The organism is Arthrobacter glacialis (genome assembly GCF_002909445.1).
GTDB classification, from domain to species: Bacteria; Actinomycetota; Actinomycetes; order Actinomycetales; family Micrococcaceae; genus Specibacter; species Specibacter glacialis.
The window spans coordinates 374,872-390,799 of sequence record NZ_PPXC01000002.1; the positions used below are offsets into that span (position 1 = coordinate 374,872).

Below are 15,928 nucleotides of genomic sequence, written 5' to 3' on the forward strand. Positions count from 1 at the left end.
ACAACCATGGCTTTAACAACTCACGAACGGCGTGCAGCCAAGCGGCGCAGCAGAGGGTTGACGTACAACCCGGGCCGGCCCGTATGGAAAGAGCCGGCATCCCCGCTCTACAACTCCATCAAGGCCATCATTATCGGCGGCATCTCGCTCTCCATTGTCATCCCCATCCTGCTGGTGGTCTCCACCTCGCTGGCCGATGACAAGCAACTGATCGCAGCAGGCGGCTACGTACTATGGCCCAGCAATCCCAGCTTTGCCGCCTACCAGGCAATCTTTAGCGGCGAATTCATGCTCCGGGCCCTGGGGGTCAGCGCTTTCATCACAGCCGTTGGAACCTTCCTGGCCCTGTTCATCACCATCACCATGGCCTATGCCACCAGCCGCCCCGTCCTCTTTGGCCGCCCAGTGCTGATGCTGGTCTTGTTCACGCTCCTGTTCGCACCAGGGCTGATCCCCATGTTCTTGATGGTCAAGCAGCTGGGGCTGCTGAACACGATCTGGTCCCTGATCCTGCCCGGCACCTTCGCAGCATTCAACTTCGTGGTCATGAGGTCCTTCTTCATGAACATCCCCGTGGAGTTGCTGGAGGCTGTCCGGATCGATGGAGCCAGCGACTTCATGATCCTGCGCAAAGTTGTGCTGCCCCTGTCCAAGGCCGTCATCGCCGTCGTTGGCCTGTTCTACGCCGTTGGTTTTTGGAACGCCTTCTTCAACGCGTTGCTGTACATCAACGACCAGACGTTGTACCCGGTCCAATTGGTGCTGCGCAACTTCGTTGTCCAGGGCGGCTCCATGGCCGACGCTATCGGTGTGACGTCCTCACCACCCCCGCAGTCCATGCAGATGGCAGTTGTGGTTGTTGCGCTGCTGCCGATCCTGCTGGTTTACCCGTTCCTCCAAAAGCACTTCAACAAGGGCGTCATCACCGGTGCCATCAAAGGTTAGCTAGTTAGTTTTTACACATAATGAAAGAGGTTTAGCATGAAACGGTCTAACAGCATTGTGGGTGGCGGTGTCTCACGACGCAACTTCCTGGGACTCGCCGGCATATCAGTGGCCGCGGTGGCCCTGACGGGCACATTGTCATCATGTAGCAGCAGCAACAAGAGCGGCGGCGGGGCGGAAGCCTCCAAATCGGTCACACTGCCCACCTACAAGGAATTTACCGGTGTTACCGCGGATCTTCCGGGCAATGCCAAGGGACTCGAAGCGGGCTTCATCAACATGCCAAAACCGGTGGCCTCCACCACCGCCAAGCCGCTGACCGGCCCGGTCAGTGTCCTCTCTGAAACCTTCGAAGTGATGGCCCCGGCCATGGGAGACAACCCCTTCTGGCAGCGCCTGAACGAGGCGCTGGGCGGGGAATTCAACATGCAGATCGTCGAAGATGTGGGAGACGGTTACCCGGCCAAGTTCGCCACCATCCTGGCCAGCGACACCCTGCCCGACCTCATGTGGATCCCGCCGAACCAGGGCATCCCCCAATGTGGGCCCCATGCTCGAGGCCAAATTCCAGGACCTGACCCCCTACCTCTCCGGCGACGCCGTGCTTGAGTACCCCAACCTGGCCGCACTCAAGCCGGAATCCTGGCGGACCGCCGTCGTCAATGGCAAGATCTGGGGTGCCCCCATCCCCAGCACACCCTTTGGCCAGGTCATGGTGGGCAGCCACGCCACCTGGGAAAAGGTGGGCGGCCTGAACGCCACGGACGCCGAGGAATTCTTTGACAAGCTCAAACAACTCAGCGACCCGGGCAAGAAGCAGTACGCCCTGGAGCCGGCCTATGTGAACGTTCTGCACATGATCACCGAATGGTTGGGTGCCCCGAACAGCTGGGCCGTCAACGAGGACCGAACACTGACCCACCTCTACGAGACGGATCAGTACACGGCCGGTCTGGAATACGCCGCCAAATTGTTCGCAGCGGGTGTTTTCTACCCGGATGTGAACGTCACCAACATCAAGGCCAAGATCGCCAACGGTTCCATCGGAGCAATGGTCACTTCCGGCCCGCGTGACGTTGGAACCTTCCGTGCCCTTGACCCGAACCTTGAGATCGACATCCTGGTTCCCTTCAGCTTTGATGGCACCATCACGCCTACCTACGACATGGGTTATGGCACGGTGGGGTTCACCGCGTTCAAGAAGACTGATGAGAAGCGCATCAAGGAACAGCTGGCGCTGGTCAACTGGCTCTCGGCGCCGTTTGGCACCACGGAGTACCTGCAAAAGAACTTTGGTACAGAAGGCAAGGACTTCACCTTCGACGCCGACGGGAACCCGATCCTGACCGAAGAAGGCCTCAAGAACGTCCCCGGTGTGCAGAGCGCCCTGAACATCATGTCCGCCCCGGAGCGGGTGAACTTCAACCCCGGCTTCCCGCGGGACACGAAGTACACCCATGAGACGGAGATCAAGCTGCTCGAATTTGCTTGGCGAAACCCCACTAACGGTACGTTCTCTGATACAAATGCAAAGGTGGGGCCAAAAATCACCAAGATCGTGCGCGACAAGACCATCGACATCATCACCGGCCGCGCCAAGGTTTCCGAGCATGCTGACGTGTTGAAGCGTTGGAAGGCAGAGGGCGGCGACAAGATGCGTGAAGAGTACCAAGCGCAGCTGGACCCGCAGGCCCCGGTCTTCAAGCTGCAGCCCATCAAGTAACCAGCACGCCAGATAACCCGTGGGTTGCCGGTACGCCGCCGCGGCGTGCCGGCAACCCACACCATCCACAGTTCCAACCGGCAGCAAGGAGGCAGATGAGATGATGCGGCCCACCATTAAGACAGTGGCTGCGGAGGCAGGTGTCTCCACAGCGACGGTTTCCTACGTCCTGGCCGGACGCACCAAGGGAAACGGTTCCGGGATTTCACCGGCAACCGCCCAGCGCGTCCACGCTGCGGCAAGCAGGCTGGGTTACCGGCCCAACCAGGCGGCCCGGACCATCCGGACTGGCAAGTCCAACCTGATGATGCTCTCTTTGACCATGCTTTCGGACCCTTGGTCTTTGTCGGTCAGCAAAGCTGTTGGTGCAGCGGTTGCCCCCGCCGGCATCACCCCCATGATTCTCGCCGACACGGATTGGCGCACGGCCATCAAACGCCAAGGCGCCGACGTCATCTTCATCGATGCTGCGGAACGCCCGGGCGACGCCGAGCTCCTCGCCGAATTGGCGCTGAGCAACAACTTGGTGGTCTTCAGCGAAACCTTGGAACCGCAGGGCTTCGATGTGATCCGGTCCTTGGCCGGAGACTCCATGGACCATGCCATGGACCACCTGACAGCCAGTCACACCAAGGTGGCGGCACTGACCACCTCCGGCAGCCTGACCGCTTCCGGCCCCACGAGGTACCGGGCCTACGTGGCCGGACTTGAGCGGGCCGGCATTGAATTCCGGCAGGACTATGTGGCCACCTTCGAGAAGGACGAGGTGAGTGCCTACCAGGCGGCCGTCGCCCTGCTGCAGGTGCCCGACCCGCCCACTGCCATCTTCGCCACCTCCGACTTCGCGGCGATCGCAGCCGTTCATGCCGCCGAGCGGCTCAGGTTGGCGGTGCCCGATGATGTGGTGGTGATGGGTATTGGCAACACCATGGCCGGCGAGGTCATGACGCCTTCGCTGACCACCATTGGCCCCACCGATTTTTACGCCGGCCTGGCAGATTTCCTGGTGGAACGGGCTCAGGACCCCACCAAACCGCATCAGGTCCTGGAATTTCCTTGGCGACTTTTTGTGCGCGATTCCGCCCCGGGCGCCCCCTAATTTTCGATTTTTTGATGAACAAGAGAGAAGTTGTGTTGTGACAGATTTGGTTCAGGCCGTGCCAGACAATGAGCAGGCCGTGCGGGATATGCGTATTGGGATTGTTGGTTTTGGGTTGCGGGCGTCGCTGTGGAAGCAGGTGCACAAGCCGGGTCAGGGTTCTGCTGTGGTGATGGTGTGTGATGTTTCCGAGCGGGGGCGTGCCGATGCTGCGGCGAAGATTCCCGGCGCAGTCATCACCTCCGATTTGAACGAGTTGTTGGCGGCCGGGCTGGACGCTGTGTTGGTGCTGACGCCCGACAACCGTCACGCCGAGGTGGCCGTGCAGACGCTCAAGGCTGGCATCCCCACCTTCTGTGAGAAGCCTCTGGATGTGACATTGGAGGCAGCCGACGCGATTTTGAGTACAGCGTTTGAGACCGGCACCCGGCTCTATGTGGGCCACAATATGCGCCACATGCCGGTGGTGGTTCAGATGCGTGAGTTGATCCAGTCGGGCACCATTGGTGAGGTGAAGGCTGTGTGGTGCCGCCATTTTGTGGGTAACGGTGGCGACTACTACTTCAAGGATTGGCATGCCGAGCGTGCCAACACCACGTCCCTTTTGCTGCAAAAGGGTGCCCATGACATTGATGTGATCCACTGGTTGGCCGGTGGTTACACCAAGCGGGTCTCCGCGATTGGGGACTTGGCGGTGTATGGCGATGTCACCTCGCGCAGGGACAACACGGATCGGCGCATGGGGGACTGGTTCTCACTGGAGAATTGGCCGCCCGCCGAGCAGACGGACCTGAACCCAATCATCGACGTCGAGGACATCTCCATGATGCAGATGGTGCTGGACAACGGCGCCCTGGCCTCCTACCAGCAGTGCCATTTCACCCCGGATTACTGGCGCAACTACACGGTCATTGGCACCAAGGGCAGGATTGAGAACTTTGGCGACGGCCCCGGGGACGTTATTAAGGTTTGGAACACGCGCAGCCAGAACGGCTATGTGGCCCCGGACATGGAGGTTGAGATCCGTGACGGCGACGGCGGACATGGCGGCGCTGATCCCTTGCTGATTGCGGAGTTCCTGCGCTTTGCCCGCGACGGCGGCGCCACCGAGACCTCTCCGATCGCGGCCCGCGCCTCGGTTGCTGCCGGTGTTCTGGCCACCCAGTCGTTGCGCTCCGACGGCGGCGCCCTGACAGTGCCCGAACTCCCGGCCGAGCTCGTGGCGTACTTCAACGCCGGCCAGCCGGCCCGCTAACTCAACGCCCGCTCACATCCGGGCTACTTGCGCCGAGGGCGTGCCAAACTGGCCACGGCGTATGAAATTTCATGCGCCGCGGCCAGTTTGGCACGCCCTCACTGCGTTGGAGGGTGGTACCGGCGATTGAGCCTGTCGAAATTAGTCGCCGGTCAGCTCCGCCATGACTTCCGCCAACGCTTTGGCCACCATCATGACGGATTCGCGTTTCAGGTTTTCCGGGCGCACCAGCAAATCGATGCGCCGCTTGGTGTTGATCCCGGCCAGTGGGCGCAGGGCGACGCCGGAATTCAGGGCCGGGCTTGAGGTGTACCGGGGGAGCAGGCCAATCACATCGCCCGTGGACACGAGTGCCGCAACCGTCGAGTAGTCGTTGATCCTGTGCACCACATTCACGGGCATGCTCGCCATGGCACCCACCGCCACCAGCACATCCGCGGGGGAGTACCCGCTGCGGCTGGTGACCCAGGGATAGTTGACCACATCCGCCGGGGTCAGGGTTTCCTTCCCCGCCAAGGGGTGGTCAATCGCCAGGGCCACGTCCAGGGGTTCATGGGCCAGCGGGATGACCTTGATCTGCTGCTCGGGCCAGGGCGGGCTGTGGTCCATCCGGTGTGCAAGAACTAGGTCATACTTCGCGCACAGCGCCGGGAAGTCGTGCTGGGCCACGTCTTCATCGCTCAACCTGACCCGCGGCGCACCGCACCCCGGCAGTCCCGCCGGGGTGCCGCCGTCGTCCGCGGCATCGGTACTGCCATCCGTACGGCCGCCATCCGTCCCCGCGCCGGAAGAGGGCGCCCGCATCTGGGCCAGCCGGCTGACCAGCGGTGCGAACAACGCCTGCCCGGCGGAGTGGAAGCCGGAGATGGACACCGAACCGTGGCGGTCGCTCTGGTACGCCCCGATCGCCGCGTGCGCCTTGGCCATCGCGTTGATGACATCGGCGCCGGCATCCGCCAGCACCTGGCCGGCCTCGGTGAGGACCAGGTTGCGCCCGTCCTTGCGCGTGAGCGGGGTGTCCACTTGACGTTGCAGCAGGGAAATTTGTTGGGATACGGCCGAGGAGGTGACGGACAAGGTCTCGGCCACGGCCTTGACGCTGCCCAGTTCGCCCAGTTCACGCAGCATTTGAAGTTGATGAAGTTCCACGCCACCACACTACCATTTAGCAAATACTTAATCGTCAGTGGAGAAATTATCGATTGTGCTAAACGGTTTTGGCGGCTGTAATGGAAAGCACACCACCACCAAAGGATTGCCCGCCATGAAAGCACTGTACAAGTCCGGAGCACACGCCGGGTTCGAACTCGTTGAACGCCCCGAACCCGAAACCGGTCTGCGGGACGTCAAAATCAAGGTTGCCACCACTGGCCTGTGCGGCACCGACCTGCACATCCTGGCCTGGGACGCCTGGGCTGCGGCCACCATCAACGCCCCCCTCATCGCGGGCCACGAGTTCTACGGTGAAGTGGTGGAAGTGGGTGCCGAGGTCAATGACGTCAAGGTGGGGGACAAGGTCTCCGGCGAAGGCCACGTGGTGTGCGGCATGTGCCGCAACTGCCGCGCGGGACGGCGCCACATGTGCATCAACACCATCTCCGTGGGCGTGCAGCGCGACGGCGCGTTTGCCGAGTACGTGGTCATCCCCGAATCCAACGTCTGGGTCCACCACGACCCCTCCATCACCCCCGAACTGGGCGCCATCTTTGACCCGCTGGGCAACGCCGTCCACACCGCGCTGAGCTTCGGCCTGGTCGGCGAGGACGTGCTCATCACGGGTGCCGGACCCATCGGCCTGATGGCCATCGCCGTCGCCCGCCACGCCGGTGCCCGCAAAATCGCCATCACAGACGTCTCCGAACCGCGCCTGGCCATGGCCGCCGCCATGGGTGCCGACCTGGCCGTCAACGTCGCCACCACCCGACTGAAGGAAGCGCAGCTGCAATTGGGCATGCGTGAAGGCTTCGACATCGGCCTGGAAATGTCCGGCCACCCCACGGCCCTGCCGGAGATGATCGACAACATGAACCACGGCGGCCGCATCGCCATGCTGGGCCTGCCGAGCTCAGCCATCGACATCAACTGGGGCAAGGTTGTCACCCACATGCTCACCCTCAAGGGCATCTACGGGCGCGAAATGTTTGAGACCTGGTACGCCATGAGCGCCATGCTCTCCTCCAACCCCGTGCTGCGCAAAGCCGTCGCCGGTGTTGTCACAGACGTCCTGCCCGCCACAGAATGGGAGCAGGCCTTCGAAATCGCCAAGTCCGGCCGCGGCGGCAAAGTTGTCCTTGACTGGTCAGTCTTCTCCTAGCACCTCCATCTTTCCCAGCACGACGCCGGGAGCCAACCTTCCGCCGTCGTCCGCACCTTCCCCCACGTACCCAAGGAGTCCCATGTACACCGCCATGAAAGATGCGCTCACCGCCGAGCTGGCAGAGATCCGCACCGCCGGCCTGTTCAAGACCGAACGCCAAATCACCTCCGCCCAGTCCAGCCACGTGCAGGCCGGCCCGCTCGACGGCGCCACAGCCCCCGTGCTGAACTTCTGCGCCAACAACTACCTTGGCCTGGCCGACCACCCCGCCATTATCGACGCCGCCAAGACAGCCATGGACGAGCGCGGCTTCGGCATGGCCAGCGTCCGCTTCATCTGCGGCACCCAGGACCTGCACCTGCAGCTGGAATCGGCAGTCTCCGCATTCCTGGGCACCGAGGACACCATCCTCTTCTCGTCCTGCTTTGACGCCAACGGTGGCGTGTTCGAGTCCCTGTTCGGGGCCCAGGATGCCATCATCTCCGACTCCCTGAACCACGCCTCCATCATTGACGGCATCCGCCTGTCCAAGGCCGCCCGCTTCCGCTACGCCAACCAGGACATGGCGGACTTGGAAACCCAGCTGCAGGCAGCGGCTGCCATGAATGATGGCGCAGGTGCCCGCCGCACCATCATCGTCACCGACGGCGTCTTCTCCATGGACGGTTTCCTGGCCCCGCTGGAAGCCATCTGCGATCTGGCCGACAAGTACGACGCCCTGGTCATGGTCGATGACTCCCACGCCGTGGGCTTCATGGGCGCCACCGGAGCAGGCACCCCCGAGCACGCAGGAGTTTCGGACCGTGTGGACATTTACACCGGCACCTTCGGCAAGGCACTGGGCGGGGCATCCGGCGGCTACGTTGCCGGCCGCGGCGAGATCGTCGCCATGCTGCGCCAAAAGGCCCGCCCGTACCTCTTCTCCAACTCGCTGGCACCGGCCATCGTGGCGGCAACCCTGAAGGCACTGGAACTGGTGGCGGGCTCCGGCGAGCTGCGCACGCGCCTGTTCGAGAATGCCAACTTGTTCCGCAGCCGCATGACCGAGGAAGGCTTCGAACTGCTGCCCGGCGAGCACGCCATTGTCCCGGTCATGTTTGGTGACGCTGTGGAAGCTGCCCGCGTGGCTGATTCCATGCTGGATCATGGTGTCTTTGTCACGGCGTTCAGCTTCCCGGTTGTTCCGCGCGGTGCAGCCCGCATCCGCGTGCAGCTCTCGGCAGCCCACAGCGCCGACGACGTCGAAGCCTGCGTCCGCGCGTTCGTCGCCGCCCGCGGGACCAAATAGGCGGCAGCGGCTGCAAGCGGGGTCATGGCCGTGAACTTATGCGCAGAACCCACGGTGGGTTCTGCGCATAGGTGTTTATGCGCAGAACTCGACCTGGGTTCCACGCATAGGTTCAGGACTCACCGTGCGCAGCGGTAAATTGCGTGCCCATGGCAAGATGAAACCATGACTTTTGCCTGGGACATCCGTGCGCGCGTGCAGTTTGAGGGCGACGCCCACGTCATTGAGGACAGCTGTGGATTCAATGGCCCCAATGCCTGGATTATTGACGGGGCCACCACCTTGCTGGAACCCCTGGGGCTGCCGGCGGCCTCGAATCCGCAGTGGCTGGCGCATGAGCTGACCGCCGTGTTGGCCAAGGCGCCCCATGACCGGCACGGGGCGCGGGCACTCATCACGGGGGCGCTGGCCGCGATCGACGCCACGGCCGCAGCCCTGGTGGGGGACGAGCATGTCAGGTTCCCCAGCGCGGCCCTGTCCGTGGCCCAGCTCAATGACTACGGCGTGGAAATCGCGAGCCTGGCTGATTGCACAGTTGTGGTGCGCACGTCCGACGGCGCCACCCACCTGGTGCGGGCCGAGCTCGCCGACGCGGGGATCAGCGCCGTCGAACCTGTCGAACGGCTGGCACAACTCAAGCTTGATAGGGAGTTGCGCAACACCCCCGGCCGGCTCTGGGTGGCACGGCGCGAGGCCGAAGCGGCGGACCACGCCCATGTGGTGCAGCTGGGTGCGCCCGAGCTCATGGTGATGGCCACCGACGGAGCCTGGCGCGCCGTCGACCTTGGCCTGGTGGCGGGACCTGCGGAATTCCTGGCCCGCACCAGCAACACCGCCGATGCGCTGGGGCTGCTGCATGAGCTGCGCGTTCACCAGGGCCGCATTGGCGAGGTGGCCGACGACGCCACCATTCTCGCCCTCGCGCCAAACTCCGCCCCCCGTCTGTGACGCAGTCGTTGCTGTAAATCGAGGAAAGTAAGCGCTTTCCAAAGCAACAAGTGCGTCACAGTTGGGGGACGGACGGGGCAGAAGCTAGGCCGCGACTGTCCTGAACCCCAGGTTGCCGCTGGCGGAGTCGGGGGTGTTCGCACTCCTAGCGGCCAGCCGGTAGCGGTTGCAATAGGAGTCGTGGCACAGGTAGGAACCGCCGCGCATGACGCGGCCACGTCCCACGGTGGGTCCTTCGGGATCCATCATGGTGCCCTTGGCGAGGCAGCCCTTGTAGTACTTGGGCAGGAACCAGTCGGCACACCATTCCCACACATTCCCGCTGGTTTGGTACAGCCCGTACCCGTTGGGCTCAAAGCTGTCGACGGGTGCCGTGGTGAGGAAACCGTCGTCGAGCGTGTTCTCGGTGGGGAAGGTGCCCTGCCAAATATTGCAGTTATGCACAAGTCCGCCGGCCGGATCGGTGCCGTGCAGTTCATTGCCCCACGGGTAGCGGGCTTGCTCCAGTCCGCCCCGGGCCGCGTACTCCCACTGGGCCTCGGTGGGCAGGGCCCGCCCCGCCCAGGCACAGTAAGCCAGGGCGTCCGTGTGGGAGACCTGCGTGACGGGATGGTTGGGGATGTCCTGCCACGATGACAGCGGCCCGGCCGGGTGTGCCCAGTCTGCGCCGCGCACATTCAGCCACCAGGGTGTACCAGCAGCGGGCCCTAAAATATCGGTCTTCCGAGCCTGCACGGCCAGGTGGAATACGGCCGAGGTGCCGTAAAGCTCCGATTCGCTCCGGTAGCCGGTGGCGTCAATGAACGCTGCGAAGGAGGCGTTGCTGACGGCCATGGTGTCGATGCTGAAGGCGGACATATCAACCTGGTGGACGGGGGTTTCGCCGTCGGCCGGGTACCCCTCATCAAATGGATCACCCATGGCAAAAGTGCCCGCCGGAATGGAGACCTCTGCAAGAGCGGCGCCGGCCGTGCGCGGTGGAACACTGAGCAAAAACGTCTGCGGGGCCGCTGGGGTGTGAGCGTGAAGTTCGGGTCGGCCGGCAGGACTGCAACAACTGTTCATGGGCTCTCTTTGTGCGTGGGAATTGCAGGGGAAGTAGTGGGCAAGCTTGGAATTCCTTATAGTCTATGTGCCCGTCGCGAGTTGGCGGTGGCGGCGCACAGTGTGCCAAGATGGCGCCATGGATGCGCAGGTATTGATCATTGGTGGCGGGATTGCCGGACTGTCCCTGGCCTGGCGGTTGGCCCCGTCGGTGTCGGTGGTTGTGGTGGAGGCCGAGGCGTCCCTGGCGTTTCACAGCTCCTCGCGGTCGGCCCGACAGATGCAGCCAAGCTACGGCCCGGCACCCATCCAGGAACTGACCCGGCGCAGCATTGCCATGGTGCGTGAGATTTCCGCCAGCCTGGCTGCGCCCATTCTCAAGCCCCGGCCGCTGATCACTGTGGGCTCCGAGGCAGAGGTTCACGCCTTGGCTGCCGGGAATGCGAATCTGGTGCCGCTGGGCCACGGTGAAACCATGAAGCTCAGCCCCGACCTGCGCCCGGAGACGTTTGCGGCTGCCGTTCTGGATGACACGGCCATGGAGGTGGATGTGCCGGCGCTCGTGGAGTTCTACCGCAGCCAGGCCGAGGCCGCCGGTGCCGTGCTGCTGACGGAGGCGCCCGTCACCGCAGCAAGTGGGCTGGTCCACGGTTTTGCGGTGGTGGCGGGGGAGCACACCATCACTGCGGGCATTGTGGTGAACGCTGCCGGGGCCTGGGCTGACCGGGTTGCCGCCGTGTTTGGGGTGCGCCCCCGCGGTTTGGTCCCGCACCGGCGCAGCGTGGCCATAGTTTCCACCACGACGCCGGCCAACCCTGCCGGTCCCATGGTGGAGCCCGCCGACGAGTCCTTCTACTACCGGCCCGACGGCGGGCACCTGCTGATCTCCCCGTGCGAGTCCGTGCCCACCGAGCCCGGGGACGCTCACGTGGCGGCGGCGGACATCGCCGAACTCATCCATCGCATCAACGCCGTGACCAGCTTGGGGATTACCGGCGTCGAACGTTCATGGACGGGGCTGCGCACCCATCCGGCGGACGGCCTGCCGGTGGTGGGCTTCGACGGCTCCGTGCCTGACTTCTTTTGGCTGGCCGGACAGGGCGGTTACGGCATTCAAACCTCGGCCGCCCTGGCCACCGTGGCCGCCGGGCTTCTCACGGGGGAGCCAGCAGCAGGTGATGCCGCCCTCGCGGCGGCGCTGAGCCCGCAACGAGCCAGCCTAGACTAGGTCCTAGCTCGTGGCGCCGGAGGCCATGACACCCACACCGAGCACGGCAAGGATGCCGCTGCTGATGCGTTCAATGAGCGTGTTGACCTTGGGTTTGCGCAGCCATTTCATGGCCTTGTACGCCACAAACGCGATGATTGTCAGGTACAGGGTGCCGATCACGGCCAGGGTCAGGCCCAGGACCATGGCCATGGCCAGGGTGTTGCCGCCGTGCGGAATGAACTGTGGCACCACGGCCAAGTAGAAGAGGCCTACCTTGGGATTGAGCAGCGTGGACACCAAACCCGAACCAAAGGCCGCCTTGGTGCTGTAGCGCAGCGGTTGCTGGCCGTCATGTCCGGCGGCCATGCCTTCCTTGGCTGCCTTCCGGGCTTTCAAAAAGGACGATACACCCAGGTAGAGCAGGTACAGCCCACCGGCAATCTTCAGCCACCGGAACACCTCGGCCGACTGTTCCAGGATGGCGGCCAGGCCAACGCCCACCAAGGCGGCCCACACCAGCGCGCCCACGCCTGATCCCGTGGCGGCGGCAATGCCGGCGCCGGCACGGTTCAGGGAAATGCGCAGCACCAGAAAGGTGTCGGGGCCGGGAATCAGGGCGAGCATGAGGCACAGGCCGGCAAAGGCCAACAGGGAAACGGCAGTCATGAAATCCATTGTCCGCTCTGGGCGCCCCCAGCCGCAAGACGACCCCTGCCGCCGGTGTCTGCCATGCCGGACACCGGCGGTTTTGCTGTTGGCTGGCAGTTTTGCTGCCGGCTAGGCCAGAGCCACCGCAAGGTGCGTGGCGATGCCGTAGCTGCCTCCCGGGTAGTCAAGTCCGCTGAAGTACTGGTTGGTGTGCGCCACTATCTGTTCACCCGTCACCGGAACCCCGCCAAATTCGGTGTCCTCGGTGGTGTGGCAGTCGCTGACCAGGACAAGGTCGTAGCCCTCGATGGCCGCGCGGTGGGCCGTGGTGCGCACACAGTAGTCGGACTGCGCGCCGGCCACGATGAGCCTGCCCACGTCCAGGCGCGCCAGCTCCGCAGCGAGTGTGGTGTCCTCGAAGGAATCCCGGTAGCTCTTGAACACAAGCGCGTCGCCCGGCTGCACGGGCAGGGAGGGGTCCAGCTCCCAGCCGCTGCTGTGCCGGGGCATGTCCGGCTCCTCGTGCTGGACGAAGATGACCGGAAGCTGCGACGCACGCGCCCGGCCAATGAGCACAGCGGTGCGGGCCAGCACCCCGGTCGTGTCAACACACTGTGCCAGCACGTCCTTTTGCAGGTCGATGATCAACAGGGCAGTTCCGGGACGCTCAAGGTGTTGGTTCACCCCAGCAGTATTGCATGGAGGAGCCCCACAGAACAGGGCCGGGTCTGCCATGCCAGACGCAAACCGCAGCGCAGGCACCCGGCCCGGCCCTCCGGCGTCGTACTCTAAGGGCATGAGTGAACTGATCACCAACATCGGTGAATTGATGACGCAGGACCACGAGCAGGGCACCCGGCGCAATGCGGCGGTGGTGCTGGAGGGGGAGCGGATTGCGTGGATTGGCGACGCCGTGCACGCGCCCGCCGCCGACACCGCCACCGACGCGCAAGGCAGGGCCGTCCTGCCGGGCTGGGTGGACTCGCACAGCCACCTGATCTTTGCCGGAGACCGGACGGCCGAATTTGAGGCGCGCATGGCGGGGGAGAGCTACAGTGCCGGTGGGATTGCCGTCTCGGTGAACGCCACCCGAGCGGCCAGCGACTACGACCTCACCCGCATGGCGATGGGTCGGGTGGCGGAGGCGGTGTCGCAGGGCACCACGTATTTGGAAACTAAAACCGGATACGGCCTGGATGTGGAGCATGAGCGGCGCAGCGCCCGGATCGCCTCCACCGTGGCCGATCAGGTCACTTTTCTGGGTGCCCATCTGGTCCCGGCGGGCATGGACGCCGACGCGTATACAGAGCTGGTGTGCAACGGGATGCTCGACGCCGTGCGGCCGTACGTGAGCTGGGCCGACGTGTTTTGTGAGCGCGGCGCCTTCAACCCGGAGCAGTCCGCAGCGGTGCTTGCTGCCTGCCGCGATGCCGGGCTGGGGCTGCGCGTTCACGGCAACCAGCTGGGCCACGGCGACGGCGTGAAGCTTGCCGTGACGTTTGGCGCGGCCAGCGTGGACCACGTGAACTACCTCAGCGATGCCGATGTTGCCCTGCTGTCGGATTCGTGGTCCGGCTGGGATGCTGCTGCGCCTTCCGGCAGTCGCGGCGTGCGGGGGACAGTGGCCACAGTGCTGCCGGCCTGTGATTTATCAACCCGGGCGCCGCTGGCCCCCGCCAAGCAACTCGTGGATGCCGGGGTGCAGATTGCCATTGCCTCGAATTGCAATCCGGGCACCTCCTACACCTCTTCCATGGCGTTTTGTGTGACAACGGCTGTGCTGCAGATGGGTCTGAGCGTGCATCAGGCAGTTCGGGCTGCAACGTATGGGGGAGCGCTGGCCCTGGGCCGGGAATCGGGTGCCGATGAGGACGGGCAGCGGGCCGTTGGCTCACTCGCCGTGGGGCACCGGGCGGACCTGCACATGCTTAAGGCGCCCTCGGCCACCCATTTGGCGTACCGCCCCGGCATTCCCATGACGGCCGCCGTGTGGCGTGCAGGGCTCCGCGAGGTGTAGCGGCCCGTTTGCACGAACAACGCGCCCCGTTCCGCTTCTGGATGGCTGCACCATGTGAAGAAGGCGCCCCGTTCCGCTTCTGGCGCCCCGTCAACCGGGTGCCAGAAGCGGAACGGGGCGCCGTTGTTGCGTGCTCCGCCGCCGTTCATCTACTTCTGTGGGAGGTCCGCTTGCCGGAGCAGCAGCTTGAATCAATCACGGTCCATCATTTCCGCCCAGGTCCACCGCACAAACCTGGCACCTTGGGCACGAATCTGGTCCTCCCGCCTCTTTTCGGCCATGATCCGTTGCTCAAGGGACAAACCGCCGCCCCAATCTTGACGAAGGTACTTTCCCAAGCCGTCAAATTCTCCGGCCGTCTGTTGCTCCTTGAACCAAAAGTCCACGAATGCGTTGTTGCCCTCACGCAGCACAAACCTTTGCTGCAGAACAGGGGCAGGGAAGCCCAACTCATGCATCCGGACCCGGCTCAGTGATTCGCCGGCGGACCCGGAGAGCCCGGAGCTGAATTCGATGACTGCCGTGGCCCTTTGGCGGGCGGCCCGTGAGGGCAGGAGGCTGGCTGCAGCCAGCAGCTCGTTGACCACCAGGGGCTGGCCCTGGGGCACCTCGTTGGACCATGAACATTCCTGATTTACCCCGCCCAGGTCTCCGGGACGCGTGAAGAGGTTGGTGCCGTTGGGCTCCCGGGCCGTGTGCAGGCTGGAATCACAGACAGCGACAGCGTACGGGAACCGCAGGGAGGAGATCAGTTGCATGGTGGTGGTCAGTTTGTCCGTCAGCAGGACAGGCCCACATTGGACCACGCCGGTGCTCATCTGGCCGCGGTGACGCTCGATGGTGTTTCGGCTGCGCCCACCATCGGTCGAAGCCGTGAGGACATGCAACCTCCTGGGTGTTCCCAGTATCCACAGTCCCCACACAAGGGCTGCGCTCGCGTGGCAGAAGATCGGTGCGGCATCGGTGAGGCATTGGAATGCCAGAGCCCACAGCCCGTATCGCGAGGACGGATCCAAATCAGCCCAGTCTTTCGAGCGAACATAGATGCCACGGCGAAGGCGGACCAGTTCACCCTTGTTGGTGAGTTTGGCGAGTTCGCGCGGGTCCTGGCCGATGCGTTCAAAGTCGGCTGCCCGGATCAAGCGTGGTGTGCCCATGCCATTCAGCGTGCCATTGCGTGCGGTGGTGCAACAGGGGCAAAACCGGATCTGTGGACAACTTTTTAGGGTATCCACAGGCTGGCATCACGAGCACGGGGCCGGAACAAGTGACGATCCGCCGGGGCTCACGAAAAAGGCGCCCCGTTCCGCTTCTGGCGCCCCGTTAACGGGGTGCAGAAAGCGGAACGGGGCGCCGCAGCGGAACGGGGCGCCGGTGTGGGTGATTAAACAAACTGACCCGCAGTAGTGGCTGAAAATAGCCCGTTTCGGGGAG

Annotated in this window: 15 protein-coding genes; 10 read left to right on the plus strand and 5 right to left on the minus strand. The window is 64.0% G+C overall.

All coding sequences use genetic code 11. From position 1 onward, the window contains the following. Positions 1 to 6: 6 nt before the first annotated feature. The 5 genes from CVS27_RS03810 (at position 7) to CVS27_RS03825 (ending at position 5,022) form a co-directional block, all read left to right on the plus strand. The gene (locus CVS27_RS03810) at positions 7 to 945 is read left to right on the plus strand and encodes a carbohydrate ABC transporter permease (protein ID WP_103464399.1); all 939 of its coding nucleotides are present in this window, start codon (positions 7 to 9) and stop codon (positions 943 to 945) included. 36 nt (positions 946 to 981) lie between these two features. Then, entirely contained in the window at positions 982 to 1,554 is a 573-nt protein-coding gene (locus CVS27_RS21210; RefSeq protein ID WP_243400037.1) for a twin-arginine translocation signal domain-containing protein, read from the plus strand. Then, positions 1,496 to 2,668, plus strand: coding sequence for a type 2 periplasmic-binding domain-containing protein (locus tag CVS27_RS03815; protein WP_243400038.1), 1,173 nt, complete (start codon positions 1,496 to 1,498; stop codon positions 2,666 to 2,668). The genes CVS27_RS21210 and CVS27_RS03815 overlap by 59 nt, the downstream gene beginning before the upstream one ends. Positions 2,669 to 2,768: 100 nt before the next feature. Then, entirely contained in the window at positions 2,769 to 3,767 is a 999-nt protein-coding gene (locus CVS27_RS03820) for a LacI family DNA-binding transcriptional regulator (protein ID WP_103464400.1), read from the plus strand. An 88-nt stretch (positions 3,768 to 3,855) separates the two neighbouring features. After that, positions 3,856 to 5,022: a Gfo/Idh/MocA family protein gene (locus tag CVS27_RS03825; RefSeq protein WP_103464439.1), complete on the plus strand. Its 1,167-nt coding sequence runs from the start codon at positions 3,856 to 3,858 to the stop codon at positions 5,020 to 5,022. Between the two features lie 141 nt (positions 5,023 to 5,163). Here the strand turns inward: CVS27_RS03825 and CVS27_RS03830 are convergent, their stop codons facing one another. Then, positions 5,164 to 6,171, minus strand: coding sequence for a LysR family transcriptional regulator (locus CVS27_RS03830; protein ID WP_103464401.1), 1,008 nt, complete (start codon positions 6,169 to 6,171; stop codon positions 5,164 to 5,166). 115 nt (positions 6,172 to 6,286) lie between these two features. Here CVS27_RS03830 and tdh point away from each other — a divergent pair, with 115 nt between their 5' ends. The 3 genes from tdh to CVS27_RS03845 all read left to right on the plus strand — a co-directional run bounded on the left by tdh (position 6,287) and on the right by CVS27_RS03845 (position 9,575). Then, the gene (gene tdh, locus CVS27_RS03835; RefSeq protein ID WP_103464402.1) at positions 6,287 to 7,336 is read left to right on the plus strand and encodes an L-threonine 3-dehydrogenase; all 1,050 of its coding nucleotides are present in this window, start codon (positions 6,287 to 6,289) and stop codon (positions 7,334 to 7,336) included. Positions 7,337 to 7,418: 82 nt separating this feature from the next. Continuing rightward, positions 7,419 to 8,627: a glycine C-acetyltransferase gene (locus CVS27_RS03840; RefSeq protein WP_103464403.1), complete on the plus strand. Its 1,209-nt coding sequence runs from the start codon at positions 7,419 to 7,421 to the stop codon at positions 8,625 to 8,627. A gap of 165 nt (positions 8,628 to 8,792) precedes the next feature. Further along, entirely contained in the window at positions 8,793 to 9,575 is a 783-nt protein-coding gene (locus CVS27_RS03845; RefSeq protein ID WP_103464404.1) for a hypothetical protein, read from the plus strand. 84 nt (positions 9,576 to 9,659) lie between these two features. Here the strand turns inward: CVS27_RS03845 and CVS27_RS03850 are convergent, their stop codons facing one another. Next, positions 9,660 to 10,640, minus strand: a complete 981-nt coding sequence (locus tag CVS27_RS03850) for a formylglycine-generating enzyme family protein (RefSeq protein ID WP_103464405.1) — start codon at positions 10,638 to 10,640, stop codon at positions 9,660 to 9,662. Positions 10,641 to 10,758: 118 nt separating this feature from the next. Between CVS27_RS03850 and CVS27_RS03855 the strand changes: the two genes are divergently transcribed. Next, positions 10,759 to 11,847: an NAD(P)/FAD-dependent oxidoreductase gene (locus CVS27_RS03855; RefSeq protein WP_103464406.1), complete on the plus strand. Its 1,089-nt coding sequence runs from the start codon at positions 10,759 to 10,761 to the stop codon at positions 11,845 to 11,847. Positions 11,848 to 11,850: 3 nt separating this feature from the next. Here the strand turns inward: CVS27_RS03855 and CVS27_RS03860 are convergent, their stop codons facing one another. Further along, the gene (locus CVS27_RS03860) at positions 11,851 to 12,495 is read right to left on the minus strand and encodes a LysE family translocator (RefSeq protein WP_103464440.1); all 645 of its coding nucleotides are present in this window, start codon (positions 12,493 to 12,495) and stop codon (positions 11,851 to 11,853) included. A 111-nt stretch (positions 12,496 to 12,606) separates the two neighbouring features. Continuing rightward, complete coding sequence (locus CVS27_RS03865) at positions 12,607 to 13,161, minus strand: isochorismatase family protein (protein ID WP_243399652.1); 555 nt, start codon at positions 13,159 to 13,161, stop codon at positions 12,607 to 12,609. A gap of 112 nt (positions 13,162 to 13,273) precedes the next feature. Between CVS27_RS03865 and CVS27_RS03870 the strand changes: the two genes are divergently transcribed. Beyond that, the gene (locus tag CVS27_RS03870) at positions 13,274 to 14,494 is read left to right on the plus strand and encodes an amidohydrolase family protein (RefSeq protein ID WP_103464441.1); all 1,221 of its coding nucleotides are present in this window, start codon (positions 13,274 to 13,276) and stop codon (positions 14,492 to 14,494) included. Between the two features lie 191 nt (positions 14,495 to 14,685). Here the strand turns inward: CVS27_RS03870 and CVS27_RS03875 are convergent, their stop codons facing one another. Then, a complete protein-coding gene (locus CVS27_RS03875; protein ID WP_103464408.1) occupies positions 14,686 to 15,651 on the minus strand; it encodes a type IV toxin-antitoxin system AbiEi family antitoxin domain-containing protein in 966 nt (321 codons plus the stop codon). Positions 15,652 to 15,928 lie beyond the last annotated feature (277 nt).

Bases quoted from the DNA above. Each gene is read 5' to 3' on its own strand.
- CVS27_RS03810 (WP_103464399.1), top strand. From the start codon at position 7: ATGGCTTTAACAACTCACGAACGGCGTGCAGCCAAGCGGCGCAGCAGA.
- CVS27_RS21210 (WP_243400037.1), top strand. From the start codon at position 982: ATGAAACGGTCTAACAGCATTGTGGGTGGCGGTGTCTCACGACGCAAC.
- CVS27_RS03815 (WP_243400038.1), top strand. From the start codon at position 1,496: ATGCTCGAGGCCAAATTCCAGGACCTGACCCCCTACCTCTCCGGCGAC.
- CVS27_RS03820 (WP_103464400.1), top strand. From the start codon at position 2,769: ATGATGCGGCCCACCATTAAGACAGTGGCTGCGGAGGCAGGTGTCTCC.
- CVS27_RS03825 (WP_103464439.1), top strand. From the start codon at position 3,856: ATGCGTATTGGGATTGTTGGTTTTGGGTTGCGGGCGTCGCTGTGGAAG.
- tdh (WP_103464402.1), top strand. From the start codon at position 6,287: ATGAAAGCACTGTACAAGTCCGGAGCACACGCCGGGTTCGAACTCGTT.
- CVS27_RS03840 (WP_103464403.1), top strand. From the start codon at position 7,419: ATGTACACCGCCATGAAAGATGCGCTCACCGCCGAGCTGGCAGAGATC.
- CVS27_RS03845 (WP_103464404.1), top strand. From the start codon at position 8,793: ATGACTTTTGCCTGGGACATCCGTGCGCGCGTGCAGTTTGAGGGCGAC.
- CVS27_RS03850 (WP_103464405.1), bottom strand. From the start codon at position 10,640: ATGAACAGTTGTTGCAGTCCTGCCGGCCGACCCGAACTTCACGCTCAC.
- CVS27_RS03855 (WP_103464406.1), top strand. From the start codon at position 10,759: ATGGATGCGCAGGTATTGATCATTGGTGGCGGGATTGCCGGACTGTCC.
- CVS27_RS03860 (WP_103464440.1), bottom strand. From the start codon at position 12,495: ATGACTGCCGTTTCCCTGTTGGCCTTTGCCGGCCTGTGCCTCATGCTC.
- CVS27_RS03870 (WP_103464441.1), top strand. From the start codon at position 13,274: ATGAGTGAACTGATCACCAACATCGGTGAATTGATGACGCAGGACCAC.
- CVS27_RS03875 (WP_103464408.1), bottom strand. From the start codon at position 15,651: ATGGGCACACCACGCTTGATCCGGGCAGCCGACTTTGAACGCATCGGC.